This is a genomic window from Achromobacter pestifer, assembly GCF_013267355.1.
Lineage (GTDB): Bacteria > Pseudomonadota > Gammaproteobacteria > Burkholderiales > Burkholderiaceae_B > Achromobacter > Achromobacter pestifer_A.
This window is the reverse complement of sequence record NZ_CP053985.1, coordinates 1,389,712-1,416,336: the sequence shown is the minus strand read 5'-3', so window position 1 is coordinate 1,416,336 and position 26,625 is coordinate 1,389,712. Positions and strand designations below refer to the sequence as shown.

Here is a 26,625-nt window from a genome sequence, read left to right as displayed (position 1 = left end):
CCCTCCGGGCTTGCGGGTGTAAGCTTTTCAGCAAGCAGTACCAGTTGCAGACGGGATGCGCGACAGCCCGCCCACAGGTTTCCCGTCCAACGCCAGACGCCGCTTCGTGCGCGGCGCCGGTGCTTGTCGTTCGCGCCTTCGCCGCCGGCATCCTGCCGGCGCATTTACCGGAGGAACGACCCATGCTGACCGAGATCGTCACGCGTGCCTTGTCCCAATTGACCGGCAGCTCCTTGAGCGGCGACGGGATCAAAGGACAGTTTCAGTACGCCTATGCCAGTGATGACGGCCAATTCGTGGCCATACTGACCCATGACATGACCACGTATGTGGTGGACTTGAGCACACAGCGTTATTTTGCGGAGTGCGGAGGCTCGCCCCGGGGCTTTGCCGGGCATGTGCTGGAAATGGAAGGCGCGGCGGCGCGCAGCCACCCCTGGCCCGCCGCCAATGATCTGTTCGACCTGGACATGGATGCGGACGAGCTTTCATGGCGCCAGTGTCCCGGCCTGCGCCGCGAGCCGCCCGCCGCCCGATCTGCGGAGAGCCGCGCCGCCTGAGAGTGGCCAGAAGCGGCAACATCCCATATTGAACCGGCGGCTCCGCCGGTTTTTTTTGCCTGAATCCCCCGTAAATCCAAGCGCCGCACGGCCGCGCGGCTCGCTACAATTTGCGCCATGACTACGCACGCCGAAACCCGCGCGCCGGATGGCGCAACCCTGGTCGATTGCACGCATGGCCGCCATGCCGACCAGATATTGGCCATTTTCAACGAAGCCATTGCCACTTCCACCGCGCTGTACGACTACAAGCCGCGGCCGCGCGAGGCGATGCAGGGCTGGTTCCTGGCCAAGCAGCAGGGCGGTTTCCCTGTGCTGGGGTACGAGAACGCAGCCGGTGAACTGATGGCCTTCGCCAGCTACGGCACCTTTCGCGCCTGGCCTGCCTTCAAGTACTCGGTGGAGCATTCCGTGTATGTGGACGGACGCTTTCGCGGACTAGGCTTGGGCGAGGCGCTGATGCGCGAGCTGATCCAGCGGGCGCGCGCCAATCAGGTGCACGTGCTGGTCGGCGGTATCGATGCGAGCAACCAGGGCAGCATCCGCCTGCACGAGAAGCTGGGCTTCAAGCATGCGGGCACCATCCGCGAGGCAGGCTTCAAATTTGGGCGCTGGCTGGATCTGGCGTTCTATCAGCTGACGCTGGATACGCCAGAAAAGCCGGTCGACGGGTGACCGGCCATCCTACTTCGATAGCACCCGCATGGCCTGTTCCAGGCCGGCGACCGTCACGGGGTACATGCGGCCCTGCATGATGTCGCGCATCAGCGCGATGGACTGGCGGTATTGCCAGGATGCGGTGGGCTCTGGATTGAGCCAGACCGATTTGGGCCAGGCGTCCAGCAGGCGGCGCATCCATTCGGCGCCGGGCTCCTTGTTGTAGTGCTCGACGGAGCCGCCCGGCTGCAGGATTTCGTAGGGGCTCATGGTGGCGTCGCCGACGATGATCAGGCGCCAGTCCGGGTTGTACTTGCGCAGCACGTCCCAGGTGTCGAAGCGTTCATTCTGGCGCCGCCGGTTGCTCTGCCACAGGCTTTCGTACGGGCAGTTGTGGAAGTAGTAAACCTCCAGGTTGCGGAACTCGCTGCGCGCCGCCGAGAACAATTCCTCGACGCGCCCGATGTGGTCGTCCATGCTTCCGCCCACGTCCAGCAGCATCAGCACCTTCACGGTGTTGTGGCGTTCGGGGACCATGCGCAGGTCCAGGTGGCCGGCATTGCGCGCGGTGCTGGCGATGGTATCGTCCAGGTCCAGTTCCATCTCCGCGCCCTGCCTTGCGAAGCGCCGCAGGCGGCGCAGCGCCACCTTGAAGTTGCGCGTGCCCAGCTCGACTTGGTCGTCGTAGTCCTTGAACTGGCGCATGTCCCAGACCTTGACCGCGCTGCGGTTGCCGGCCGAGTCGCCGCCTACGCGGATGCCCTCGGGGTGGTAGCCGCCATTGCCGAAAGGCGAAGTGCCGCCGGTGCCGATCCATTTGCTGCCGCCGGCATGGCGTTCCTTCTGTTCCTCCAGGCGCTCCTTGAAGAGCTCCATCAGCTTGTCCCAGCCGTGCTTCTCGATCGCGGCTTTTTCTTCCGGGGTCAGGCTTTTTTCGAACTGCTTGATGAGCCAGTCCAGCGGGATTTCCTTGCCCGCGGGCAGGGCGGCCGCGATGCCCTTGTAGTAGGCGCCGAAAGCCTTGTCGTAGCGATCGTAGAGCGCCTCGTCCTTGACCAGCGTGGCGCGCGCCAGGAAGTAGAACTCATCCAGCGTGGGCGCCATGAGGTCCTGGCGCAAGGCGTCCACCAGGGTCAGGTATTCCTTGACCGAGACCGGGAGCTTGTGCGCCCTGAGGTGGTAGAAAAAGTCGATCAGCATGGGCGGGCCGCTGGTGGGTGATGGCGGATCAGCGGCGCTGGCCGCCGCGCGTCATGGCCGCCAGGCGTTCCAGCAGGTGCACGTCCTGCTCGTTCTTGAGCAGCGCGCCGGCCATCAGCGGCACGGCGGTAGCCGTGTGCGCGTCGATCTCGGCGGCGGTCGAGCCTTCGGCCAGCAGCAGGCGCAGCCAGTCCAGCAGTTCGGAGGTGGACGGCTTTTTCTTCAAGCCCGGCGCGTCGCGCAGCGCGAAGAAGGTGTCCAGCGCGGCGCGCAGCACCTCTTGCTTCAGGTGCGGATAGTGCACGGCCACGATGTCGCGCATGGTCTCGCGGTCGGGGAAGCGGATGTAGTGGAAGAAGCAGCGGCGCAGGAAAGCGTCCGGCAGATCCTTTTCGTTGTTGGACGTGATGATGACCAGCGGACGGTGCCGCGCCGAGATGGTCTCGCGCGTTTCGTACACGTGGAATTCCATGCGGTCCAGTTCGCGCAGCAGATCGTTCGGGAATTCGATGTCGGCCTTGTCGATCTCGTCGATCAGCAGCACCACCGGTTCCTGCGCCTGGAAGGCCTGCCACAGCGTGCCCTGCACGATGTAGTTGCGGATGTCGCGGACCTTTTCGTCGCCCAGTTGCGAGTCGCGCAGGCGCGACACCGCGTCGTATTCGTACAGGCCTTGATGGGCCTTGGTGGTGGACTTGATGTGCCACTGCAGCAGCGGCCGCCCCAGCGCCCGCGCCACCTCCTCGGCCAGCATGGTCTTGCCGGTACCGGGTTCGCCCTTGATCAGCAGCGGGCGCTGCAAGGTGAGGGCGGCGTTGACGGCGAGTTTCAGGTCATCGGTGGCGACATAGTTGTCGGTCCCGTCGAAGCGGTCTGGCGAGGCGGAAGTAGCGGACTGGGCTGCGGACATGGTCTGATGGCTTCTGAGATTTGACGGTGATCAATACCATCGTAAGGTATTAATCCTGAGCAATTATCGTACAATCAGGCGGTTTTGCTTTGGGTTCGACCCGCAACGTGTTTGCCGAGGGCCTTTTCGTGTGAGCAGGCCCTAGTCCTTAGCCATACCAAGAAGAGCCATTCCAATGAAGTTGCGAACCTCTCTGAAGTACACGGTATCCGTGTTGGCCGCGTTGGCATCCTGTGCGATCGCCGGCCAGTCTGTTGCTGCAGACGCAGCAGTGGTCGGTAATGTCCAGAATGCCCGCGACAAGGTTTCCATGTGCATCGGTTGCCACGGCATCGAAGGCTACAAGGCAACGTTTCCCGAGCTGTACCACGTGCCGATGATCGCTGGGCAGAATGCCAAGTACATCGAAACCGCCCTCAACGAGTACAAGAAAGGCGCGCGCAGCCATCCCACGATGGACGCCATCGCCGGCAGCCTGTCCGACCAGGACATCGCCGACCTGGCCGCGTACTACTCGAATCTCAAGTAAGGGGGCAAACACATGAATCGCTACATGCTTGCCCTTGCGGGCGCGACCCTGGCCATGACGGGCGTTGCCGCCCAGGCCCAGGACCTGGCGGCTGGCAAGGCCGTCTTCGACAAATTCAATTGCGCTTCCTGCCACGGCGCGGACGCCAAGACGGCCGTGGATCCGGCCTATCCGACCCTGGCCGGCCAGCACGCGGACTACCTGGTCCATGCGCTGAAGGCCTACAAGCGCGGCGCTTCCGGCAGCGCGGCCACGGCTAATGTGCGCAAGAACCCCATCATGGGCGCCTTCGCCACCCAGCTGTCCGACCAGGACATCTCCAACGTGGCGGCGTGGCTGGCGGCGCAGCCCAGCGACCTGGGCGTGCGCAAGTAAGCTATCCAGGCTGGGCCCGGAAACAAGAAAGCCCTCGATCGAGGGCTTTTCTTTGGGCGCGCGCGGCGTTCAGCGGCTGGCGCGCTGGCGGATCAGATCGATGTAGGTATCGCTGTCCAGCGGCGTGCCCAGGCGCTGCGCTTCCCAGACCACCTGGCCCAGACATTCCATGATTTCATGCGCCGCCTGGTGCGCGTCGCCGCGCGCCACCAGCTGCTGGTAGGCCTGCCGGATGCCGGGCGGATGGTCGATCGACAGCTGTTCCGCGATGGCCAGGTGCATGGACAGGTGCAGAAAGGGGTTGGTGCGGCCCTTTTCCACGGCGTATTCGGCCGTCATGGCCTCGGGGTTTTCCAGGTCGCCGTGGTACTCGGGATGTTCGATGATCCAGTCCAGCGCGATGGCCTCGAGCGGCGTCAACACGTCGGAAGCGCGGTGTTTGCGCCAGGTTTCGATAAAGAATTCGCGGACTTGGTCGCGGGAGGGATTGAACATCTGAGGGGGCGGAAAGCAGGCTGATGATGCATTATTTTACCGCCGTGCGCGGGCCGTCAGGCCCGCCGGCCCCTTTGCGATATAGAATTGGTTGCTATCGGCCATCCAGTGCGCGGTTCCCGTGGGCGATCTTCCCCGCCGGAACGGACACTTCCCGATGCCGGCGCGTGCAGAAAAACCACTCGGAGCAAATGGAGCATTCATGTCCTATCAACATATCAAGGTTCCCGCTGGCGGCCAGAAGATCACGGTCAATGCTGATTTCTCGCTGAATGTGCCCGATCAGCCCATCGTCCCCTACATCGAAGGCGACGGCACGGGCGCAGACATCACTCCGGTGATGATCAAGGTCGTCGACGCGGCGGTGCAGAAGGCCTATGGCGGCAAGCGCAAGATCCATTGGATGGAAGTCTATGCCGGCGAGAAGGCCACCAAGGTCTACGGCCCGGACGTGTGGCTGCCTGACGAAACCCTGGAAGTCGTCAAGGATTACGTGGTGTCCATCAAGGGCCCGCTGACCACCCCGGTGGGCGGCGGCATCCGTTCGTTGAACGTGGCCCTGCGCCAGCAGCTGGACCTGTACGTCTGCCTGCGCCCGGTGGCGTACTTCAAGGGCGTGCCCTCGCCGGTGCGCGAACCCGAAAAGACCAATATGGTGATCTTCCGCGAGAACTCGGAAGACATCTATGCCGGCATCGAATACATGGCCGAAAGCGAGCAGGCCAAGGAACTGATCCAGTTCCTGCAGACCAAGCTTGGCGTGAAGAAGATCCGCTTCCCGAACACCTCGTCCATCGGCATCAAGCCGGTCTCGCGCGAAGGCACCGAGCGCCTGGTGCGCAAGGCTGCGCAGTACGTCATCGACAATGACCGCACGTCGCTGACCCTGGTGCACAAGGGCAACATCATGAAGTTCACGGAAGGCGGCTTCCGCGACTGGGGCTACGCGCTGCTGCAGAAGGAATTCGGCGCGACGCTGATCGACGGCGGCCCGTGGTGCAAGTTCAAGAACCCGAGGACGGGCCGCGAGATCATCGTCAAAGACGTGATCGCCGACGCCTTCCTGCAGCAGATCCTGCTGCGTCCGGCCGAATACGACGTGATCGCCACCCTGAACCTGAACGGCGACTACATTTCGGACGCGCTGGCCGCGCAAGTGGGCGGCATCGGCATCGCCCCGGGCGCCAACCTGTCCGACTCGGTCGCCATGTTCGAAGCCACCCACGGCACCGCGCCGAAGTACGCCGGCAAGGACTACGTGAACCCCGGTTCCGAAATCCTCTCGGCTGAAATGATGCTGCGCCATATGGGCTGGACCGAAGCCGCCGACCTGATCATCTCCAGCATGGAAAAATCCATCCTGTCCAAGAAGGTCACGTATGACTTCGCCCGCCTGCTCGAAGGCGCGACCCAGGTGTCGTGCTCGGGCTTTGGCCAGGTGATGATCGATAATATGTAGGCTGCGGCTTGCCGCCAGCAAGTCCCGTAAACCCGCCCGCCGTCACGGCGGGCGGGTTTTGTCTGATTAGCTGACTAATCAAACTGCATGGCGCGCGTCGCGCTTGTTTCGTTTTTACCAGGTTGAGTGTAGTGCCCCGACTGTACGTTTTCTTGGCCACGTCGCTGGTGGTGTTAGTTCCCGCGCTGGCGTTGACCAGCCCCGTGGGTGGACCGGCCATTGCCTATCTGACCGGTTTGATCGCATTGACGGCGCTTGCCGCCAACGCGATCAAACGCTACGAACCGATGGATTTCCGGGCCTTGTGGCCCATGGCGCTGGCGCTGCTGCTGCCGCTGTTGTGCATGTTCATCACAGCCGCCGTGCGAGGCGTATGGAGCGATTCCGAATTGGAGAAGCTGCTCCGGTTCGCGCTGGCGCTGCCGGTGCTCTGGCTGTTGCTGAGAGCGCCGCAAGATTGGCTCAAGCAGATCCAGTGGAGCATCTTGACCGGCGCGCTGGCGGGATCGGCGATGCTGATCGTCACCATGAAGTTGTGGGGCCGCGAGGCGGTAGTCGAGATCGGAGGGCGCTACAACGCCGTTGCCTTCGCGAACATGACTCTGCTGTTCGGCATGATGTCGCTGTTGTCGATCAGATGGGGGCCGAGCAAGCCCTGGCCGCATTTTGCAACCGGCCTCAAGGTGCTGGCTTTCGGGCTGAGCGTGTGGGCGACCTGGCTTTCCCAAACGCGCAGCAGCTGGATGTTGCTCCCCATCCTGGCGCTGGTGTTCCTGCTGGGGCTGCGCGGCTGGAGCCGTCGGCACAAGGCGTACTGTGCGCTGGCGGTCAGCGTGGCCCTGGTCGTCAGTGCGGCCGGGCTATGGCATTTCAGCAGCCGTATGCAGGCGGTCAAGACGGATCTGCAGGATTTCGCCACATCAAGCGACCGGGACTCCTCGCTCGGCATCCGGTTGCAACTGTGGCGGGCATCCATCGAGATGTTCAAGAAGAGTCCTGTCGTGGGCGTGGGGCCGAGCAACTTCCGCAAGGAACTGGCCGAGCTCGAGAAGCGCGGGGTGGTGTCGCGCGAAGTCGTCGAAGGCTACGGCGAACCCCACAACGACCTGCTCGCCGCCCTGTCCGGATACGGGCTGCTGGGCCTGTTGAGCATGCTCGCGCTGTATTTGGTGCCGGCCTACATTTTCCTGCGCCGGCTGGCCAGCGATGATCGTGTCATACGTGTCGGCGCGCAATTGGGCTTGCTGTTCTGTCTGGGCTATTGCGCATTCAGCCTGACTGAAATGATGTTCCGCAATATGCGCAGCGTACCGACGTATTCCTTGATCGTGGTGGTCCTGATCGCGCTGACCACGCCGCGCTCAGCAGGCGCCACACGGGCGCCGGCCTAGCGAAGGGCTGCACGAAAAGCGGAAAGAACCGCTACTACGAAAAAACGCAAGACAAGTGCGCCTTGCGTTTTTTTTATGGGCCTTGCGCTAGATCAAGCGCCCCGCGCTGACTTGGTGAAAACCCTGGTGCCGTCCCTTATTCTGACGAAACAAATACATAAAACGTCACATTCTGCCTTGATTGGTTTCATGGCCGGATGAACAAGGATAAGAGGACTATGAAAAATTCCAGCTTGCGCAGGGAGCTGCTGTGGTTCGTGTTCGCGGTCGGCGCCGTCGTGCTGGCCTTGGGCGCCTGGGACGCCTGGGAGCGCCGCGCCGAAATGGTGGCCGAGCGCAAGACCGAACTGCGCCACGTCCTCGATCTGGCATCCAGCATCGTGCGCAACGGCAAGCAAAGCGTGCGCGAGGGCATGCCCGCGGAGGAGGCCAAGCGCAATGTGGCGCGCCGGCTGGCGCAACTGCGCTATGGCGAGGACGGTTACGTGGGCGCCTTCGGCGACGGCTACGACCTTCTGGTGCATCCCGATCCCAAGCTGGTCGGCACCAACGTCCGGTCCGTCAAGGACAGCGCAGGGCAGCCGATCTTCGAAAACCTCTACGCCCAGGGCAAGGCTGGCGGCGGCTATACGCGCTACCAATTCCCGCGGCCGGGAACGGAACAGGCGCTGCCCAAGATCAGTTACGCCGCCTACGACGCCGACTGGGGCTGGCTGTTGTTCACGGGCCTGTATGTGGACGACGTCGACCAGGCCTTCTATGGCACTTTATGGCGGCAGGGCGGCGTGACGCTCGGCCTTCTGGTTCTGCTGTTGGTGGCGGCGCTGCGCTTTTTTCGCAGCCACATCCTCGGCCCGCTGGATCAGGCGGTGGCGGTATGCGAACGCGTGGCCAATGGCGATCTGTCCGGCAGCGTGCCGCGCAACCAGCGCGGCGAGATTGGTCGCCTATTCGACGGACTGGCGCGGATGCAGGAGCGCCTGGACGGGGCGGTGCGCAGCATCGTGCATTCCACCACCTCGATCGCCGCGGCCTCGCGGCAGATCGCGGCGGGCAGCATGGACCTGTCGGACCGCACCGAAAAGCAGGCCGCCGCGCTGGAGCAGACGGCCGCCAGCGTGGAGCAAATCACCGCGACCGCGCAGCAGAGCGCGCAACACGTGCGCGAGGTCAGCGCGCTGGCCGGCCAGGCGGCGCAACTGGCCCGGCAGGGCAGCGATGAAACCCAGCATGCCATCGACGCCATGCGCGAGATTTCACATAGCTCGCAGCGCATCGACGAGATCATCCGGTTGATCGATGAGATCGCGTTCCAGACCAACATCCTGGCGCTGAATGCCGCGGTGGAAGCGGCGCGGGCCGGAGAGCAGGGCCGGGGCTTCGCGGTGGTGGCGGGCGAGGTGCGCGCGTTGGCTCAGCGCTCGGCCACCGCCGCCAAGGAAATCAAGACGCTGATCGAAGCGTCGGCGGATTCGGTGGCGCGTGGCAGCCAGCGCGTCGAGCAGGCCAGCGCGACGATGGGCAACGTGTTGGAGTCGGCCGCCACCAGCGCGCCGCTGATGGGCGAGATCGCCACGGCCTCGGCCGAGCAGAGCGTGGGTATCGAGCAGATCAACCAGGCCGTGACGCATCTGGACGGCGTGACGCAGCAGAACGCCGCGCTGGTGGAAGAGTTCGCCGCGTCCGCTGCCGCCTTGCGCGATCAGGCGGGCGAACTGGCGAACGCGGTGTCCGTCTTCAGGCTGTCTGCAGCCGGCTAGGCGAGCCTTGCACCACGCTCATGGCCCGTTGCAGGCGCTGTCCAAGCTCGCGGCTGGCGCTGGTCATGGGCATGCGCAGCTCGTCGGCGACGAGCCCTTGCATGGCAAGGGCGCGCTTGATGGGCGCGGGATTGGGTTCGGCAAACAGCAGGCGGATCAGGCCGCGCAGCGGCTCGAACAACTCGCGCGCGGCCTCCGCGTGGCCTTCGCGGGCCAGCTGCATGACCTCGACATAGCGCTCGGGAAAGATATGCGCGGCGGCCGGGATGGCGCCGCCGCCGCCGGCCAGGAAGTGGTCCAGCAGGGCCAGGTCCTCGCCGCATAGCGGGGTCAGCGTGCCGCGCCGGTTCAACGCCGCCAGTACTGATGGGTTGCATTCCTTCACGGCGCTGAAGTTGGGCAGCGCGGCCAGCGCCTCCATGGTTTCGACCGTCATCGTCACGCCGGTGCGCTTGGGGATGTTGTACAGGATGATGGGCCGCTCCGTGGCCCAGGCGATCTGCCGGTAATGCCAAAGAATGCCGGCCTGCGACGGTCCCAGGTAGTAGGGCGGCGGCACCAGGTAGCCGGCCGGCTGGTATTTGTCCAGGCGCCGGATCGCGGTCGCGACGCCGCGCGTGTCCACGCCTCCCGCGCCGAATACCAGCGGCAGCGCGTGCGGATCACTCGATATGGCTTCTATCATGTCGACCTTCTCCGGCACGCTGAGCAGATTGCCTTCGCCGGTGGAGCCGAACAGCACCAGGCCGGCGATGCCTGCGTTGCGGTAGTAGCGGGCCAGCGCCTGCGCGGCGTCCAGGTCTACATAGCCGCCGCGCAGCGGCGTGATCATGGGCAGCCAGAGGCCCTCGAATGCGGTCTTGCGTGGCATGTCCATGGCTTACTGCACCGTCATCGCGTGCGCGGGACGCACCGGGCCGAACTCGGCGCGGGGCAGGCCGGACATCACCGCGTGCATCAGCGCATCCAGTTGGCCGCGTTCGCATTGCAGCTGCAGCACGCTTTGCGCATGCGCGTGATCCACCGACAGCACGTAGACGCCAATGCGCTCGCCCAGCGCGCGGTGCAGCGCCAGCCGCACGTTCAGCGCGTCCAGCGTATCTATCCTGATGGTCAGCGCGACCAGTTCGGCACGGGCTTGGGTGCGCTGTGCGGGCAGGATATCGGGCATGGGCGAGTGGCGGGCTTGCAGTCGGGGGATCATGGCGGGTAGCGGGATCGGAGGCGCCGCTGGCGGCGTTCCGGGGATCCGGTTGGTTGATGACGGTTCCACTATAGGAAGCGCGCCGTAAATCCTGCCGATAAAAGCGGACGCGGCGCGTAAAAAACGCGTCAACGTCCGGGGCCTTCAGAACGTCTTGGTCAGCGACAGCAAGCCCGTTGCGCGGCCCATGTCGCGGCCGCGCGTATTGGTGTAGACGGCGCGGTCGGCGTTGGTGTCCAGGTAGGCCAGCGATACCGACAGGCCCTGGCCGAAGTCCTTCGTCAGGCCCAGCTTCCAGTCCGTGTAGTTGGCGTGGTCGACGTTGCGCACCAATTGCCGGCCCACGTGCGCGTTGACGGTCAGGCCCCAGACGCCCGTGTCGAAGTTGCCGGACAGATCGAAGTACTGGCTGTGCTTGCTGTCCGCGAAACCGAACAGGTTGGTCAGGGATAGGGAGTACTTGAACATCAGCGGCCCGTAGCCGATGCCGGCGTACAGTTCGGTGGTGTCGGGGCTGGTGTAGCCGGACGGATAGTCGCCGGGGTAGTAGTACTGCAGGATGCCCAGGTCCACGGGCACGTCTTGCGCGAGATTGCCCTTGTAGCCGCCGTAGAAGTCCATTTCCACGGGGGCGGATACCGCGCTGTTGCTGTCGTTGAGCCAGCTGATGCTGGAGTTCCAGTTGCCCAGGTAAAAGCCGCTGGAGTGGGCCAGGTCGAATCCGCCCTGGATGGCCGGCTTGTTATTGCTTTGCATCAGGCCGCGATAGCGGTATTGGCTGGCCAGGGTGACGTTGGCCGTCAATGTGAGGTCGGAAGCGGCCGGCGCTGCGTCGGCGGGCGCGTCGGCGGCCAGGGTGTTGCCGGCTTGCGTGGCGGCCAGGGTCAGCAGCGCGAACGCGGCCAGGATGTGGCGGGGCATGGGGTGGTTCCTAGAGTGGGATCGGACCGCAACAATAGGAGGAACGGCATAAAGGCCGAGACAAGACTTGCGGGCTGCGCGTAAACGCGGCGTCAACGCGCGCCCGCGGCGCCGGCCTCAGCCCGCGAAGCGGTAGCCCACGCCGATCTCGGTCAGCAGGTAAACGGGCTGGGCGGGATCGGCTTCCAGCTTTTGGCGCAGATGGCCCATGTAGATGCGCAGGTAGTGGTTGCTCTCCACGTGCGAAGGCCCCCACACTTCGCGCAGCAGTTCGCGGTGCGTCATGACCTTGCCACGATGCGCCAGCAGCGCCGCCAGCAGCCGGTACTCCATCGCGGTCAGGTGCAGGTGCTGGCCGCCGCGTTCGACCACGCGCTTGGCGAAGTCCACGCGCACGTCGCCGAAGCTGATCTCGGACGCATTGCCAGCGCCGCCCCGGGCATGCCGCCGCAGCAGCACGCGCAGGCGCGCCAGCAGTTCGCTGACGCCGAAGGGCTTGGTCAGGTAGTCATCGGCCCCGGCGTCCAGCGCGGCGACCTTGTCGGCCTCGGCGCTGCGGGCGGACAGCACCAGCACCGGCACTTCGGTCCAGCCGCGCAGCTCGCGGATCAAGGTCATGCCGTCTTCGTCGGGCAGGCCCAGGTCCAGCACCACCGCGTCGGGTTGCCGGGTGCCGGCCTCGATCAGGCCGCGCTTGACGGTTTCGGCTTCGTAGACGGCGCAGCCCTCGCTTTCCAGGGCCTGGCGCACGAAGCGCCGGATGTTGGCGTCGTCTTCAATGATGAGGACGGTAGGCTGGTAGTCGAACATGCGTGGCGGCGTTCAAGGGGTTTCGGATTGGATCGGGGGCGGCGTGCCCAGGGGCAGGGTGAAGACGAACTGCGCGCCGGACTCCTGGCCGGGCGCGTGTTCGACCCAGATTTTCCCATGGTGGGCGGCGATGATGGCTTCGCAGACCGCCAGGCCCAGGCCGACGCCCGGCGTGGCGGACTCGCGGTCGCCGCGCGTGAATTTCTCGAAGATGCGGCGCTCCGTGCCCGGCGGCACGCCCGGGCCGTTATCGCTGACCGCCACGCGCAACTGGCCTTCGTGGACGTCGGCATGCACGCGCAGGGCGCTGCCGGCGGGCGTGTACTTGGCCGCGTTTTCCAGCAGATTGCACAGCACGCGCTCTATCAGCACGCCGTCGCATTCCACCAGCGGCAACCGCGACAGGCTGTCCACGGCGACGCGGTGGCCGGCCAGCGGTTCGCGCATGGCGGCAAGCGAGGCGCCAACCAGTTCTTCGATGGATTGCCATTCCAGACGCAGCGGCGTGTCGCGGCTCTGCAACCGCGCCATGTCCAGCAGGTTGACGACCAGCGCGTGCATGCGTTGCGCCTGGTCGCGCATGGCGCGGACAGTGTCGTGGATGCCGGGCGGCAGCGTCGCCTGTTGGCGCATCAGCGTGTCCGTCATGCCGACCAGGCTGGTCAGCGGCGTGCGCAGGTCGTGCGACACGGCCGCCAGCAGCGAGTTGCGCAGCTTCTCGGATTCCATGCTGACCAGCGCCTGCTGTGCCACTTCCACGTAGTGCAGGCGCTCCAGCGCGATGGCGATCAAGGTGGCGTAGGCCTCGATCTGGCGGCGCGAGTCGGGATTCAGGAATAGGCTGCGGCGCGGGGCCGCCAGCGCCAGCACGCCACGCGTGCGCATGGGCGCCTTCAGCGGCAGATACAGCAGTTCGCTGTTGGACAGGGTGGCGGTGCCTGCGCCGGCGGGCTGCCCGTGGTCGTAGACCCACTGGGCCAGCGCCGATTCCAGCGGCGGCATGTCGTCCGCGGCCGCGGACGCCAGTTTCAGCCTGTCGTCCATGCCCAGTATGTACAGCGCGCAGCGCGAGCCGAAGGTGGCATGCACGAAGGCGCCGGCCAGGGTGACGATCTGCTCGGGCAGCAGGGCGGATGACAGCTCGCGCGCGAACTCGTAGAGGCTGCGCGCATCGGCCTCCCGCTTGACCGAGGCTTGCGCCTGCAGGCGCAGGCCCGCCGTCAGTTGGCCGATGAGCAGGCCCACCGAGAGCAGCACGCCAAAGGTCAGGAGGTATTGCACGTCCGACACGGCGAAGGATGCCAGCGGCTGCACGAAGAAGAAGTCGAACAGCCCGACGCTGACGACCGAGGCCAGCGCCGCCGGCCCGCGGCCATGGCGCAGCGCCACGGCCACCACCGCCAGCAGGAACAGCATGACGATATTGGTCTGGTGCAGGGCGGGAAAGGCCAGCATGGACAGCGCCGTGGCCGCGGCGCAATAGCACAGCGCCCAGGCATAGCCCGCCAGCGGCCGCGGATTGCGTTCGTCGGCGGCCAGGCGCGCCCGCTGGCCCAGCGTGAGCGGATCGCGTCCGGGCGCCGCGGCGGCGGGCAGCGGCGGCGCGCCCAGGCGGATGATATCGATCTCGGGGCAGCCCGCGGCCAGCATGTCGGCGAAGCTGTGGCGCCGCCACAGCCAGCCCGGCGAGATGGCAGCGGTCAGCAGCGCGGACAGCGACAGGCGCAGGCGTTGCAGGCCGCTGGCGCGGGTGCGGCCGATGATGGCCTTGGTGATGTTGTGGCGGCGCACGTAGCGCACCACGGCGTCGACCATGTCGCCGCCGGCCAGGGTTTCGCTGCGCGCGCCCAGCGAATCCGCCAGGGCCAGGCTGCGCTGGATGCGCTCCTGTTCGGCCTGGGGCGGCGGAGCGGCGCGCGGCGTGTCGATGGTGACCACGTGCAGATCGCATTCCAGTTGCTGGCTCAGGCGGTGCGCACTGCGGATGACGTACTCGGCGTCCACGTCCGGACCGATGCAGGCAACCACGGCTTCGCGCGTGCGCCACACGGGTTCGATGGCGCGGTCGCGGCGATAGGCCTGGACGTCGTCGTCGACGTGGTCGGCGGTGCGGCGCAGCGCCAGCTCGCGCAGCGCGATCAGGTTGCCCTTGCGGAAGAAATTGCGGGTGGCGTGGCGGGCCTGCTCGGGCAGGTAGACCTTGCCTTCCTTCAGGCGGCGCAGCAGCTCGTCGGCCGACAGGTCCACCAGGATGACTTCGTCGGCCGCATCGAAGACCTCGTCGGGCACGGTCTCCCAGACGCGCACGCCGGTGATGCTGCCGACCGCTTCGTTCAGGCTGTCCAGGTGCTGCACGTTCAGCGTGGTCCAGACGTCGATGCCTGCGGTCAGCAATTCATGGATGTCCTGCCAGCGCTTGGCATGGCGCGAGCCGGGCGCGTTCGAATGTGCCAGCTCGTCCACCAGCACCAGGTCCGGGCGCCGCGCCAGCGCGCCGTCCAGGTCGAACTCCTTCAGCACATGGCCGCGGTACGGCACGTCCTTGAGCGGCAGGACGGGCAGGCCTTCCAGCAGCGTGGCGGTTTCGCGCCGGCCGTGGGTTTCGACGATGCCGGCGAGCACGTCGGCGCCCTGGGCGGCTTGGGCGCGCGCCGCCACCAGCATGGCATAGGTCTTGCCCACGCCGGCCGACGACCCGAAGTAGACGCGCAGCTTGCCGCGCACCGCCTGGCGCGCGGCGTCGTCCAGGGTCTTCAAGAGCGCGTCGGGATCGGGACGCTCGCCAGCGATATCAGCCATGAACGCGCAAGAGGAGTGAGGGAACGGCTGGCAATACTATACGCCGCGGCATCAGCGCGCCGGACGCAATTGGTCCAGCGCCAGGTTCAGCGTCAGCACGTTGACGGCGGGGTCGCCCAGCACGCCCAGCCAGGGCTTCTCGGTATGGGCCTGGATCAGGGCGTCGATCTGCGCGCGCGGCAGGTCGCGGGCGCGCGCCACGCGCGCCGCCTGGTAGGCCGCGGCGGCCGGGCTGATGTGCGGATCCAGGCCGCTGCCGGACGCGGTGACCAGGTCCACCGGCACGGGCACAGGGTTGTCGGGATCGGCCGCCTTCAACGCGGCGATGCGGGCCTGGATGGCGTCGGCCAGCGCCGGGTTGCGCGGACCCAGGTTCGAACCGCTGGAGCCGGCGCCGTTGTACGGCATGGGCGCGGTGGCCGACGGCCGGCCCCAGAAGTAGCCGGGCGAGGTGAACGACTGGCCGATCAGCTCCGAGCCCACGACGCGGTCGCCTTGCTTGATCAGCGAGCCGGCGGCTTCGTGCGGGAACACGGCGGCGGCGATGCCCGTGGTCAGGAAGGGGTAGGCCAGGCCGGTGACCAGTGACAGTGCGGCGAAGACGACCAGCGCGGGGCGCAGGATGCCGCCTTGGCGCGGCAGGGGGGTGGAATGTTTCATGATGGGTTCCTTGCGGTTTCGGGGCTCAGGCCCAGCCCAGGGCGGCCAGTACCATGTCGACCAGCTTGATGCCGGCAAACGGCACCAGCAGGCCGCCCAGGCCATAGATGAGCAGATTGCGGCGCAATAGCACGGCCGCGCCCAGCGCCCGGTAGCGCACGCCTTTGAGCGCCAGCGGGATCAGCACCACGATGATCAGCGCGTTGAAGATCACGGCCGACAGGATGGCCGAGGCCGGCGTGGCCAGGCCCATGATGTTCAGCACGTTCAACTGCGGATAGACGGTGGCGAAGGCGGCCGGAATGATGGCGAAGTACTTGGCCACGTCGTTGGCCACGCTGAAGGTCGTGAGCGCGCCGCGGGTCATCAGCATCTGCTTGCCGATCTCGACGATCTCGATGAGCTTGGTGGGGTTGGAATCCAGGTCCACCATATTGCCCGCCTCCTTGGCGGCCTGGGTGCCCGAATTCATCGCCACCGCCACGTCGGCCTGCGCCAGCGCGGGCGCATCGTTGGTGCCGTCGCCGGTCATCGCCACCAGCCGGCCTTCCGCCTGGTAGGCGCGGATCAGCTTGAGCTTGGCCTCGGGCGTGGCTTCGGCCAGGAAGTCGTCCACGCCGGCCTCGGCGGCGATGGACGCGGCCGTGAGCTTGTTGTCGCCCGTGATCATCACGGTCTTGATGCCCATGCGGCGCAGCTCCGCGAAGCGCGACTGGATGTCCGGCTTGACGATGTCCTTCAGCTCGACCACGCCCAACGCGCGGTTGCCGTCGCTGACCATCAGCGGCGTGCTGCCGCGTCGCGCGACGTCTTCGGCCAGGCGCAGGGCCTGTTCCGGCACGGTCGAGTCCTGCGCGGCCAGCCAGGCCTGCACGGCGTCGACCGCGCCTTTGCGGATCATGCGGCCGTTCAGGTTCACGCCGCTCATGCGCGATTGCGCGGTGAAGGGCACGAACTCGGCGTGCGCCATGGGCGCGGCCGGCGCATGGATGGACTTGTCGGCCAGCGCGACGATGCTGCGGCCTTCCGGCGTTTCATCGGCCAGCGAGGCCAGGCGCGCGGCCTCGGCCAGTTCACGCGCCGACACGCCGGGCGCGGGCAGGAAGGTCGAGGCCTGGCGGTTGCCGAAGGTGATGGTGCCGGTCTTGTCCAGCAGCAGCACGTCCACGTCGCCCGCGGCTTCGACCGCGCGGCCCGAGGTGGCGATGACGTTGGCGCCCATCATGCGGCTCATGCCCGCCACGCCGATGGCCGACAGCAGGCCGCCGATGGTGGTGGGGATCAGGCAGACCAGCAGCGCGACCAGCACCGTCACCGTGACGACGGACCCGCCGCCGGCGGCGTTGACCGCGTAGATCGAGAACGGCATCAGGGTCACGACCACCAGCAGGAACACCACGGTCAAGCCCACCAGCAGAATGGTGAGGGCCAGCTCGTTGGGCGTCTTCTGGCGCTTGGCGCCTTCGACCATGGCGATCATGCGGTCCAGGAAACTCTCGCCCGGATCGGCGGCGATGCGCACGAAGATCCAGTCCGACAGCACGCGCGTGCCGCCGGTCACCGACGAGAAGTCGCCGCCGGATTCGCGGATGACGGGAGCGGATTCGCCGGTGATGGCGCTTTCATCGACCGACGCCACGCCGGCGATGACCTGGCCGTCGCCGGGGATGGTTTCGCCCGCTTCGACCAGTACCACGTCGCCCCGGCGCAGCAGGCCCGAAGGCTGCTTGGCGGCCCGGCTGCGCCAGTCGCCCGGCTGCGCCGTGCTGGCGTCGACGTCGCGAAAGCCCTTGAGCAGGCGTGCGTCGATGGTGGTGCGCAGGCCGCGCAGGGTGGCCGCCTGCTGTTTGCCGCGGCCTTCGGCCAGGGCTTCGGCGAAGTTCGCGAACAGCACGGTGAACCACAGCCATACGCTGATCGCCAGGATGAATCCGGCAGGCGCTTCAGCCTGGCCGCGCAAGGCCATGACCCACAGCACCGTGGTCAGGATGCTGCCCACGTAGACCACGAACATCACGGGGTTCTTCAGCTGCGCGGCGGGGGAGAGCTTGCGCAGGCTGTCCAGCACCGCGGGGCCGACCAGGGCGGGCGACCACATGCCGAACTGGCGTTCATGCACGCCGCTCGATGCGGCGCGGGTGGCGCCGCCTCCGGCGCCGGTAGTAGAGGTTTCAATCTTGGCCATTTTCATTCCTAGCCTTTTGTTTGCAGGTGTTCCGCGACCGGGCCGAGGGCCAGCGCAGGCACGTATGTCAGAGCGCCCACCAGCAGTACCGCGCCGATCAGCAGCACCACGAAGAGCGGGCCGGTGGTGGGCATGCTGCCGGGCCCGGCGGGAAGCCGGCGCTTGGCGGCCAGCGAGCCGGCCATCGCCAGGATGGCGATGATGATGGCGAAGCGGCCGAACCACATGGCGATGCCCAGCAGCACGTTGTAGAAGGGCGTGTTGGCGGACAACCCGGCGAAGGCGCTGCCGTTGTTGTTGGCGGCCGACGTCAGGGCATAGAGGATTTCGGAGAAACCGTGGATGCCCGGGTTCAGCACGCCGGCCTGGCCGGCCGATACCGAGACCGCCAGCGCCGTGCCGCAAAGCACCAGCAGCGGAGTCGCCAGGATGACGATGGAGACCATCTTCATGTCATAGGCTTCGATCTTTTTGCCCAGGTATTCCGGGGTGCGGCCTATCATCAGCCCGGCGATGAAGACGCCCAGGATGGCGAAGGCCAGCATGCCGTACAGGCCCGAGCCCACGCCGCCAAAGACCACCTCGCCCAGCTGCATCAACAGCATCGGCGTCAGCCCGCCCATGGCGTTGAGCGAATCGTGCATGCCGTTGACGGCGCCGCAGGACGCCGCCGTGGTGACGGTGGCGAACAGCGAGGTGGCGGCGATGCCGAAGCGGGTTTCCTTGCCTTCCATGTTGCCGCCCGGCGAGAACGCGCTGAGCGCGCTGTCGGCGCCGGCCTGGGCCGCCATCGGATTGGGCTGCTGCTCGAAGTAGGCGGCGGACAACGCGAATACCGCGAACAGCACGGTCATGGCCGCCAGGATCGCGATGCCCTGGCGCCGGCTGCCCACCATTTCGCCAAACGAGAAGCACAGCGCGGCGGGAATCGCCAGGATGGCCAGCATCTCCAGGAAGTTCGCCAGCGGCGTGGGGTTCTCAAAGGGATGCGCGGAGTTGGCGTTGAAGAAGCCGCCGCCGTTGGTCCCCAGCAGCTTGATCGATTCCTGCGAAGCGACCGGGCCCATGGCCAGGGTCTGGGTCTTGCTGACGGCGGGATCCGTCACGGCCTGTCCCTGGGCGTCCAGCACGGGTTGGCCCTGGGCATCCACGCGGGGTTGCTCATAGTGCACGGCCTCGACGGTCTGGACTTCCTGGTAGGGGTTGAAATTCTGGATCACGCCCTGGCTGACCAACGCCAGCGCCAGCACCAGGGACAGCGGCAGCAGCACATACAGCGTGCTGCGCACCATGTCGGTCCAGAAGTTGCCCACCGTGGCCGAGCAATGGCGCGACAGGCCGCGGATCAGCGCGAACAGCACGGCGATGCCGGTGGCGGCCGAGACGAAGTTCTGCACCGTCAACGCCAGCATCTGCGTCAGGTAGCTCATGGTCGATTCGCCGCCGTAGCCCTGCCAGTTGGTATTGGCCACGAAGCTGATGGCGGTGTTCAGGGCGGAATCCGGCGATACCGCCCCCAGGCCGGCGGGATTGAGCGGCAGCGCGCCCTGCAGACGCTGCAAGGCGTAGACGGCCGCGATGCCGATGATGTTGAAGGCCAGCACCGCCACGGCGTAGCGCTTCCAGCCCATCTCGGCCTGCGGGTCTATGCCCGCCAGGCGGTAGATGCCGCGCTCGATGGGGCGGCCCCAGGCGGTCAGCCGGGACTGCCCGTTTTCCATGGCGATGCGGATGTAGCGCCCGAGCAGGGGCGCGATCGCAAGCAGGACTGCCAGGTACACGACCAGCAATCCGACGAATTCGGCGGTCATCAGAATTTCTCCGGTTTGAACAGCGCGACCAGCAGGTACACGAACAACAGGGCGGCCGTCAGGCCGCTCAGCCAATAGAGCCAGTTCATGGTTGCTCTCCAGCAGACAAGGTTTCGCAGAACCGCAGCAGGGCGAAAGTCAGCCCAGCCATGACGGCAAAGATGGCGATATAGATGGCATCCACGTATTTCCTCCCGGGAGCGGCGCTCCCTTCGAACGACGGGCCTGCGCGGCGAATAGGGATGCGCGCCGGGCAGGCGTAGTGACCAATCAGGACACCGGCAGGTTACGGAGCGGGGGGTAAAAACGGGGTATACGTTTGGGAGGGGGGTATAAATGAAACGTAAACGTGGCCCGCTGCCCGAATACGGGCATGGCACGCACGCGGCTCCGGCCCATCTTGGGGCGGCCCGGCGGTGAGGAATGCAAGGCGGGAGTGCGGAAGCTGGAATGGCCGCTGGCTATCCAGAAAAATCCCAATATTTAGAACGCGAAACTCAAATTGCACCAGTGTGGTGCATGGAATATGTAAATGAATGCTCCTTCTTAGGGCATTCCCCTAGTGTGACAATCCCGCATCTGGTGCAGAATCTCATCCCATGCAGGTGAGGAGACAAAGCCCTGCATGGGCAAATACCGGCGGCACCGGTACATAAAAAAAGTAAAGCAGTACCCAAAAAAAGCAAAACGCACAACGGCTGGCACCAGGTAGTGCCAGCCGTTGTCGCATAAAAAGCCAGTATTTCAAGTACAAAGGCTTTTGAAGCGCCGCGTTTCGCGATAATCAGACAGGGTCCGCTCATCCCAGCTATGCCGGAATCGCGCCTTTCATCTTCGAAGCCAGCCACGACTCCCTATTGGCGCCGCAACCTGCGGCTGATCCTGGTGTTGCTCGTCGTCTGGGCCGCGCTGACTTTCATTCCCGCCTTTTTCGCCCGCAGCCTGAACTTCGACTTCATTGGCTGGCCGTTCGCGTTCTGGATGGCGGCCTATGGCGCGCCGCTGGCCTACCTGATCATCATCGGCATCTATGCCCGGGTCATGAACCGCGCCGATGAGCGCTCCGAAGACACCGGAGGGCGCCGCTGATGCCGTTTTTCAGCGGAGACACGCCCCAGCAATTCAGACTCAGGCTGCGCCGCATCTATGTGCTGTACACGGCAGGCTTTGCGCTGATGATCCTGTTGATGGCGCTGGCCGAGATCCTGGGCATGCCGCGCAACTGGATCGGCTATGTGTTCCTGCTGGTCACGGTCAGCCTGTACGCCGGCATCGGCATCGTCTGCCGGACCTCGGATCAGGTCGAGTACTACGTGGCCGGCCGGCGGGTGCCGGCGATCTACAACGGCATGGCCACGGCTGCCGACTGGATGTCGGTAGCCTCCTTCATCGGGGTGGCGGGCACGCTCTACCTGACGGGCTATGGCGGGTTGGCCTACATCATGGGCTGGACCGGCGGCTACGTGCTGGTGGCGATGCTGCTGGCGCCTTACCTGCGGCGCTTCGGCCAATACACCATTCCGGACTTCATGGGCGCGCGCTATGGCGGCAACATGCCGCGCATGGCGGGCGTGGCCTGCGCGATTCTCTGTTCCTTCACCTACCTGGTGGCGCAGATCTATGGCGTGGGCATCATCACCACGCGCATGACCGGCATTTCCTTCGAACTCGGTATTTTCGTGGCGCTCGGGGGCATGCTGGTCTGTTCGTTCCTGGGCGGCATGCGCGCGGTCACCTGGACGCAGGTGGGGCAGTACATCATCCTGGTCATCGCCTATCTGGTGCCGGTGGTCTGGCTGTCCGTCAAGCACACCAACATGCCTGTGCCGCAGCTGTCGGCCGGCGTGGTGCTGCAGCAGGTCACCGAAAAAGAGGTCTACCTGCAGAACGACCCGTCCGAAATCGAGGTGCGCCGGCTTTGGCAGGAGCGCGCCAACGAGATGGGCCGACGGATGGCGGCATTGCCCGAATCCTGGACGCTGGAAAAAGACAAGCTGCGCAGCCGGCTGGCGCAGTTGAACGCCAACGATGCCCCCATGGTCGAGATCCGCTCGGCCGAGCGCGAACTGGCCGGCTACCCCGGCAGCGTGGAAGAGGCGCGCATCGCATGGGCGCAGGCCAAGGCCACCTTCGAGGCGCGGGCCGCGCCGGCCACGCCGCATGCGGAACCGTTCCCGTCCAAGGATCCGGAAGAGCAGCGCAACATGCGCATCAACTTCCTGGCGCTGGTGCTCTGCTTGATGCTGGGCACCGCCGGCATGCCGCACATCCTGATGCGTTCATACACCACGCCCTCGGTCATCGAGGCGCGCAAATCGGTGTGCTGGTCGCTGCTGTTCATCCTGCTGCTGTATTTCATGGCGCCGGCGCTGGCGCTGCTGGTGAAGTACGAGGTCTATACCCAGGTGGTGGGATCCAGCTTTCTCAGCCTGCCCAACTGGGTGCATGCCTGGAGCGCCGTCGACAGCAATCTGCTGGACGTGACCGACGTCAACCGCGACGGCATCGTGCAATTGAGCGAGATCAGCATGGGCGCCGACGTGGTGGTGCTGGCGATGCCGGAAATCGGCGGCTTGCCCTACGTGATTTCGGCCCTGGTGGCGGCGGGCGGCCTGGCCGCGGCGCTGTCCACCGCCGACGGCCTGTTGCTGACCCTGTCCAACTCCCTGTCGCACGACATGTGGTATCGCATGGTGTCGCCGCGCATGTCGGCCGCGCGCCGCGTGATGGTGTCCAAGATCCTGCTGCTGCTGGTGGCCTTCGGCGCCGCCTGGGTGGCGGCGCGCAAGCCCGCGGACATCCTGTTCATGGTGTCGGCCGCGTTCTCGTTCGCCGCCTCGTCATTCTTCCCCGCGCTGGTCATGGGCGTGTTCTGGCGCCGCGCCAACAAGTGGGGCGCGACCTTGGGCATGGCGGCGGGGCTGGCGGTGACGTTCGCCTATATGACGCACACGCATCCGTGGCTGCGCGAATGGGTGTTGGGCATTTCGCGCACGCAGCCGGTGGATCTGTGGTGGGGCATCCAGCCGATCGCGGCGGGTGTGTTCGGCGCGCCGGTGGCTTTCCTGACGATCATCGTGGTGTCCTTGCTGACGCCGCCGCCCGACCGTGCCACGCTGGCGCTGGTGGACTACTTGCGCCATCCGGGCGCGCCCAAACCGCAGGGCGAGCGCGCCTAAGGCGTTCCGCAGGCGTCGGCGTTCCGGTTTTCCGGGTTGATACAGGAAGCCCATGCCGCTGCGGGCATGGCTTGCAGCAAGGTATAGGTCTGGCCGGGCGCCCATAGCCATTGCACGCCGCCCGGCGTCTGGCCGGCGGCCTCCCAGATTCGCTTGCGTTGCGCGGCAGTCATGATGAATTGTCGCTGGTCGCCACTGTTGCCTTGCGCCAATATCTGCGAGGGATCGCGCTTGGCGGCATAGATGCTGGCAAGCCCCTCGGCCGTCTTCTTGGGTTGCACGATGGCCCAGTCGTAGTTGTACGAGTCCAGCGCGGGCGGTTCCCAAGCGGGGCCGGGCAGCACCAGAGTGGCGTAGGGGTCCGGGCTTGCGCGGTAGGGCGGTCCCAGCACGGGAGGCTCGTCTGCCCATGCGTGCCGTTGGCGCAAGTAGCGTTGCGCCTTGCGGCCCTGGGCGTCACGCGTCACGACTTCAAACGCGTTGCCGGACTTGTCTTGATAGGAAATGGTGCGCAGCAGCCGGCCCGCGGCGTCATGCACGTAGCGGGCCATGGGCCGGGAGGCCACGGCGCAATCGTTGGCGCCAAGCTCGGCGAGCCAGCCGTGGGTGTCGTAGCGCAGACAGTAGCGTGTTGGCCGGTTGGGCCGACCGTCCCATGCGCGCGAGCGTTCCTCGTAGCCAGTCAAGCGGCCGCTGGCGTCATAGTAGAAGCGCGTTTCAGCGTCTGGCGGGGGCAGCGCGGCCTTGCCTGATTCGCGGACCTCGTGGACGGTGCTGGCACTGTAGCGGGCGATGCCGCACAAATGCTGGCGGCCGCCGGGAGCGCTTTCCCAGCGCAGCATGGTGACGCCGATGCGGGCGTCCGGCGCGGCGGCGTAGACGGACCAGTCCACCTGTTCGGCCCAGATGGTGGCGGAGGCACGCCCGCCCGTGTCGATGGCGACGCCAGGCAGCCATGACCGGATACGCGAGCCGTCCAGCGCCAGCAAGGTATTGGTGTCGTCCAGGGAGATGTCCATCACCCCGGTGTGGCGCTGCGCGGACGCGGCTAGCGGTTCGCAGACGGCGCTGGCCAGCCCCGGCGCCGTGGATAGCACCGCCAGGGCAAGCAGGCGCCGCGCGGATTCAAAGCGCGGCATTGTGCAGGTAGGCGATCAGCCCCCAGAGCTCGCTGCCGACGCCACCCAGGCGCAAGGCGCTGTTGCGGGTGTCCATCAGCAGGAAGGGATAGGCGTTGCGCTCCAGTTTGCCGGGAGGCGGCAGCCTGTAGGGCGTGAAGTGCTCGCCCGACAGCAGGTAGGTATTGGTCATGTCGCCCACATCCACATGCAGGTACCAGACGGTCAGGTCGGCGACGTTCAGGGCCGCGTCCGTTTCCGGATACAGGCCGCCCTGGCCGGCGGGGATGGCGCTGTCCAGCACGGCCATGAACACGGCGCGTGGGCCGGGTTTGGGAAAGTAGGTCTCTTCACCGCCGCGCTGCGTGAACGCTTGGCGGATGAATCCTGCACCGCGCGTGCCGGGCACCACCGTGCGGGCGAACATCGCGTCCAGCTGGGCCTCCGACAAGGGGCCGGGCGTAGCGGACAACTGGTCCAGGTCCTGCTTGAAAGCGCTCAGCCAGGTCCGGTAACGCGCGAGCTCAGCCGCGCGGTTGAACTCCTGGGCCAGGGCATTGCCGGCCAGCAGGAGGCCCAGACAGCCCAGGCACAGCCAGGCCGCCAGCCAGCGGCGGATCCAGGAACTCGCTGTCGACCCGCCGCGGGGCGTCAATGGGAAACGGACTTCGAGAAGACGTTCATCACCACCACGCCGGCGATGATGAGGCCGATGCCGATGAGAGCGGGCGTGTCCAGGTGCTGCTTGAACAGCACCGCGCCCACGATGGAGATCAGCACGATGCCCACGCCGGACCAGATGGCGTAGGCGATGCCCACGGGGATCTCGCGCAGCGTCAGCGACAGGAAGTAGAACGAGATCAGGTAGCCGACCACCGTGATGATGGATGGCGTCAGGCGGGTGAAGCCTTCGGATCCCTTGAGCGCGCTGGTCGCGAAGATCTCGGCGATGATGGCCACGCCCAGGTAGAGCCACTTCATTTGCGCGTTCCTTCGGATTGTCGCAGCAGTACCAGCAGGGCGCCGGCGCCGCCTTCGCGCTCGGGCGCCTCGGAAAACGCCAGCACGTCGTTCTTCTGCACCAGCCAGGTGCGGGCCTTGTCCTTGAGCACCGGTTCCAGCCCCTGCGAGCCATAGCCCTTGCCGTGCACGATGCGCACGCAGCGGATGCCGTGCTCCTGGCATTCGTCCAGGAACGACAGCAGGGCATGGCGGGCCTGTTCCACGCGCAGTCCGTGCAGATCGAGTTCGGCGCCGGCGCGCCACTGGCCGCGGCGCAGGTTGCGCGCGGTGTCGGGCGCGGCGTCGCTGCGCACGAAGGCCGTGCCAGCTTCGGACAGCAGATGCGTGATTTCGCCGCCGTCGGACACGCCGGTATCGGCGCGCGTGGGCGCTTCGCCCAGCGCGTTGGCCCGGCGCAGTGCGGGCGCGGGTTCCGCCACGGGCTTGTGTTCCACCCGCGCGGCCTGCTTGATCGGCGTGACCGACTGCATCGTGCGCTTGAACGCCGCCATGTCGTCCACGGGGGCGGTTTCGGGCTTTTTCAGCACCGCCACCCGCTGGGCGAGGGCGGCGCGTTCGCGTTCGGCCTGCAGGTCTTTCTTCAGGCGTTTCAGGTCGGCCAGGCCGACCTTACTGCCCCGCATTCTCCAGCCACCGTTGTGCGTCCAGCGCGGCCATGCAGCCGGTGCCGGCGCTGGTGATGGCCTGGCGGTAGACGTGGTCCTGCACGTCGCCGGCGGCGAACACGCCAGGGACCGACGTCATCGTGGCCATGCCGGACAGGCCGCTCTTGGTGACGATGTAGCCGTCCTTCATTTCCAGCTGGCCCTGGAAGATCTCGGTGTTGGGCTGGTGGCCGATGGCGATGAAGGCGCCGGTGACCGCCATGTCTTCGGTGGCGCCGGTGTCCACGTGGCGTACGCGCACGCCGGTAACACCGCTGTCGTCGCCCAGCACTTCTTCCAGGGTATGGAACAGTTTCAGTTCCATATTGCCGGTCTCGACCTTGCTCATGAGCTTGTCGACCAGGATGGGCTCGGCGCGGAACTTGTCGCGGCGATGGATCAGGGTGACCTTGCGGCAGATGTTCGACAGGTACAGCGCTTCTTCCACGGCGGTATTGCCGCCGCCGACCACGACCACGTCCTGGTTGCGGTAGAAGAAGCCGTCGCAGGTGGCGCAGCCGGACACGCCGCGGCCCATGAAGGCCTCTTCCGAGGGCAGGCCGATGTACTTGGCCGAGGCGCCGGTGGCGATGATGAGGGCGTCGCAGGTGTAGATCTTGCCGGTGTCGCCCGTGAGGGTGAAGGGGCGCTTGGACACGTCGACCTTGGCAATGTGGTCGAAGATCATTTCGGTGTTGAAACGTTCGGCGTGCTTCTGGAAGCGCTGCATCAGGTCCGGACCCTGCACGCCATCGGCGTCGGCCGGCCAATTGTCGACGTCCGTGGTGGTCATGAGCTGGCCGCCTTGGGCCAGACCTGTAACAAGAACAGGGCTCAAATTGGCGCGTGCCGCATAGACGGCCGCCGTGTAACCGGCAGGGCCGGAACCGAGTATCAAAACTTTAGCGTGCGTAGGCGTGGACATGGGCGGGTAT

At 66.1% G+C, this 26,625-nt stretch carries 26 protein-coding genes; 9 read left to right on the top strand and 17 right to left on the bottom strand.

Annotation, left to right across the window (positions count from 1 at the left end; translation table 11 throughout):
• The first annotated feature begins 182 nt into the window (after positions 1-182).
• Complete coding sequence (locus tag FOC84_RS06980; RefSeq protein WP_173143787.1) at positions 183-560, top strand: hypothetical protein; 378 nt, start codon at positions 183-185, stop codon at positions 558-560.
• A 117-nt stretch (positions 561-677) separates the two neighbouring features.
• A complete protein-coding gene (locus FOC84_RS06975; RefSeq protein ID WP_173143786.1) occupies positions 678-1,235 on the top strand; it encodes a GNAT family N-acetyltransferase in 558 nt (185 codons plus the stop codon).
• Between the two features lie 9 nt (positions 1,236-1,244).
• Here FOC84_RS06975 and FOC84_RS06970 read toward each other — a convergent pair whose 3' ends face one another.
• Positions 1,245-2,417 carry a vWA domain-containing protein gene (locus FOC84_RS06970; protein WP_173143785.1) on the bottom strand — a complete coding sequence of 391 codons (1,173 nt, stop codon included), beginning with the start codon at positions 2,415-2,417 and terminating at the stop codon, positions 1,245-1,247.
• Between the two features lie 28 nt (positions 2,418-2,445).
• A complete protein-coding gene (locus tag FOC84_RS06965; protein WP_173143784.1) occupies positions 2,446-3,327 on the bottom strand; it encodes an AAA family ATPase in 882 nt (293 codons plus the stop codon).
• 175 nt (positions 3,328-3,502) lie between these two features.
• Between FOC84_RS06965 and FOC84_RS06960 the strand changes: the two genes are divergently transcribed.
• Together FOC84_RS06960 and FOC84_RS06955 are read left to right on the top strand one after the other, a co-directional pair.
• Complete coding sequence (locus tag FOC84_RS06960; RefSeq protein WP_088138712.1) at positions 3,503-3,856, top strand: c-type cytochrome; 354 nt, start codon at positions 3,503-3,505, stop codon at positions 3,854-3,856.
• 12 nt (positions 3,857-3,868) lie between these two features.
• A complete protein-coding gene (locus FOC84_RS06955) occupies positions 3,869-4,231 on the top strand; it encodes a c-type cytochrome (protein ID WP_042796602.1) in 363 nt (120 codons plus the stop codon).
• A 69-nt stretch (positions 4,232-4,300) separates the two neighbouring features.
• On the opposite strand, the gene FOC84_RS06950 is transcribed toward FOC84_RS06955, so the two are convergent.
• On the bottom strand, positions 4,301-4,726 hold the full coding sequence (locus FOC84_RS06950; protein WP_173143783.1) for a DUF1841 family protein: 426 nt from the start codon (positions 4,724-4,726) through the stop codon (positions 4,301-4,303).
• Between the two features lie 202 nt (positions 4,727-4,928).
• Between FOC84_RS06950 and icd the strand changes: the two genes are divergently transcribed.
• From icd to FOC84_RS06935, 3 genes are all read left to right on the top strand, one after another.
• Positions 4,929-6,185 (top strand): NADP-dependent isocitrate dehydrogenase, encoded by a 1,257-nt coding sequence (icd, locus tag FOC84_RS06945; RefSeq protein WP_173143782.1) that lies wholly within the window; start codon positions 4,929-4,931, stop codon positions 6,183-6,185.
• Between the two features lie 131 nt (positions 6,186-6,316).
• Positions 6,317-7,576, top strand: a complete 1,260-nt coding sequence (locus tag FOC84_RS06940) for an O-antigen ligase family protein (protein ID WP_173143781.1) — start codon at positions 6,317-6,319, stop codon at positions 7,574-7,576.
• Positions 7,577-7,794: 218 nt separating this feature from the next.
• Positions 7,795-9,336, top strand: a complete 1,542-nt coding sequence (locus FOC84_RS06935) for a methyl-accepting chemotaxis protein (protein ID WP_173143780.1) — start codon at positions 7,795-7,797, stop codon at positions 9,334-9,336.
• Here FOC84_RS06935 and FOC84_RS06930 read toward each other — a convergent pair.
• The 9 genes from FOC84_RS06930 to kdpF all read right to left on the bottom strand — a co-directional run bounded on the left by FOC84_RS06930 (position 9,314) and on the right by kdpF (position 19,815).
• Complete coding sequence (locus FOC84_RS06930; protein WP_173143779.1) at positions 9,314-10,213, bottom strand: dihydrodipicolinate synthase family protein; 900 nt, start codon at positions 10,211-10,213, stop codon at positions 9,314-9,316. The genes FOC84_RS06935 and FOC84_RS06930 overlap by 23 nt on opposite strands.
• A 3-nt stretch (positions 10,214-10,216) precedes the next feature.
• Positions 10,217-10,540: a hypothetical protein gene (locus FOC84_RS06925; RefSeq protein WP_254241927.1), complete on the bottom strand. Its 324-nt coding sequence runs from the start codon at positions 10,538-10,540 to the stop codon at positions 10,217-10,219.
• Positions 10,541-10,684: 144 nt separating this feature from the next.
• Positions 10,685-11,461, bottom strand: coding sequence for a TorF family putative porin (locus tag FOC84_RS06920; RefSeq protein ID WP_173143778.1), 777 nt, complete (start codon positions 11,459-11,461; stop codon positions 10,685-10,687).
• Positions 11,462-11,578: 117 nt separating this feature from the next.
• Positions 11,579-12,271 carry a two-component system response regulator KdpE gene (gene kdpE, locus FOC84_RS06915; protein WP_173143777.1) on the bottom strand — a complete coding sequence of 231 codons (693 nt, stop codon included), beginning with the start codon at positions 12,269-12,271 and terminating at the stop codon, positions 11,579-11,581.
• 12 nt (positions 12,272-12,283) lie between these two features.
• A complete protein-coding gene (locus tag FOC84_RS06910; protein ID WP_173143776.1) occupies positions 12,284-15,070 on the bottom strand; it encodes a sensor histidine kinase in 2,787 nt (928 codons plus the stop codon).
• A gap of 51 nt (positions 15,071-15,121) precedes the next feature.
• Complete coding sequence (kdpC, locus tag FOC84_RS06905) at positions 15,122-15,730, bottom strand: potassium-transporting ATPase subunit KdpC (RefSeq protein ID WP_173143775.1); 609 nt, start codon at positions 15,728-15,730, stop codon at positions 15,122-15,124.
• A gap of 25 nt (positions 15,731-15,755) precedes the next feature.
• The gene (gene kdpB / locus FOC84_RS06900; RefSeq protein WP_173143774.1) at positions 15,756-17,915 is read right to left on the bottom strand and encodes a potassium-transporting ATPase subunit KdpB; all 2,160 of its coding nucleotides are present in this window, start codon (positions 17,913-17,915) and stop codon (positions 15,756-15,758) included.
• Between the two features lie 8 nt (positions 17,916-17,923).
• A complete protein-coding gene (gene kdpA / locus FOC84_RS06895) occupies positions 17,924-19,726 on the bottom strand; it encodes a potassium-transporting ATPase subunit KdpA (protein WP_173143773.1) in 1,803 nt (600 codons plus the stop codon).
• Positions 19,726-19,815: a K(+)-transporting ATPase subunit F gene (gene kdpF / locus FOC84_RS06890; protein WP_013391886.1), complete on the bottom strand. Its 90-nt coding sequence runs from the start codon at positions 19,813-19,815 to the stop codon at positions 19,726-19,728. The genes kdpA and kdpF overlap by 1 nt, the downstream gene beginning before the upstream one ends.
• 721 nt (positions 19,816-20,536) lie before the next feature.
• Here kdpF and FOC84_RS06885 point away from each other — a divergent pair.
• The gene (locus FOC84_RS06885; RefSeq protein ID WP_173143772.1) at positions 20,537-20,815 is read left to right on the top strand and encodes a DUF4212 domain-containing protein; all 279 of its coding nucleotides are present in this window, start codon (positions 20,537-20,539) and stop codon (positions 20,813-20,815) included.
• Positions 20,815-22,905 (top strand): sodium:solute symporter family protein, encoded by a 2,091-nt coding sequence (locus FOC84_RS06880; protein WP_173143771.1) that lies wholly within the window; start codon positions 20,815-20,817, stop codon positions 22,903-22,905. Before FOC84_RS06885 ends, FOC84_RS06880 begins: the two co-directional genes overlap by 1 nt.
• Here the strand turns inward: FOC84_RS06880 and FOC84_RS06875 are convergent.
• From FOC84_RS06875 to trxB, 5 genes are read right to left on the bottom strand one after another with little or no spacing between them, the layout of a single operon-like run.
• Entirely contained in the window at positions 22,902-24,044 is a 1,143-nt protein-coding gene (locus tag FOC84_RS06875) for a hypothetical protein (protein ID WP_173143770.1), read from the bottom strand. The two genes, FOC84_RS06880 and FOC84_RS06875, sit on opposite strands and share 4 nt — an antisense overlap.
• On the bottom strand, positions 24,031-24,678 hold the full coding sequence (locus FOC84_RS06870) for a hypothetical protein (protein WP_173143769.1): 648 nt from the start codon (positions 24,676-24,678) through the stop codon (positions 24,031-24,033). The genes FOC84_RS06875 and FOC84_RS06870 overlap by 14 nt, the downstream gene beginning before the upstream one ends.
• Complete coding sequence (locus FOC84_RS06865; protein WP_013391892.1) at positions 24,675-25,004, bottom strand: DMT family transporter; 330 nt, start codon at positions 25,002-25,004, stop codon at positions 24,675-24,677. Before FOC84_RS06865 ends, FOC84_RS06870 begins: the two co-directional genes overlap by 4 nt.
• Positions 25,001-25,669 (bottom strand): Smr/MutS family protein, encoded by a 669-nt coding sequence (locus FOC84_RS06860; protein ID WP_173143768.1) that lies wholly within the window; start codon positions 25,667-25,669, stop codon positions 25,001-25,003. The genes FOC84_RS06865 and FOC84_RS06860 overlap by 4 nt, the downstream gene beginning before the upstream one ends.
• Positions 25,656-26,615 (bottom strand): thioredoxin-disulfide reductase, encoded by a 960-nt coding sequence (gene trxB, locus FOC84_RS06855; RefSeq protein WP_173143767.1) that lies wholly within the window; start codon positions 26,613-26,615, stop codon positions 25,656-25,658. Before trxB ends, FOC84_RS06860 begins: the two co-directional genes overlap by 14 nt.
• Between the last annotated feature and the right edge of the window lie 10 nt (positions 26,616-26,625).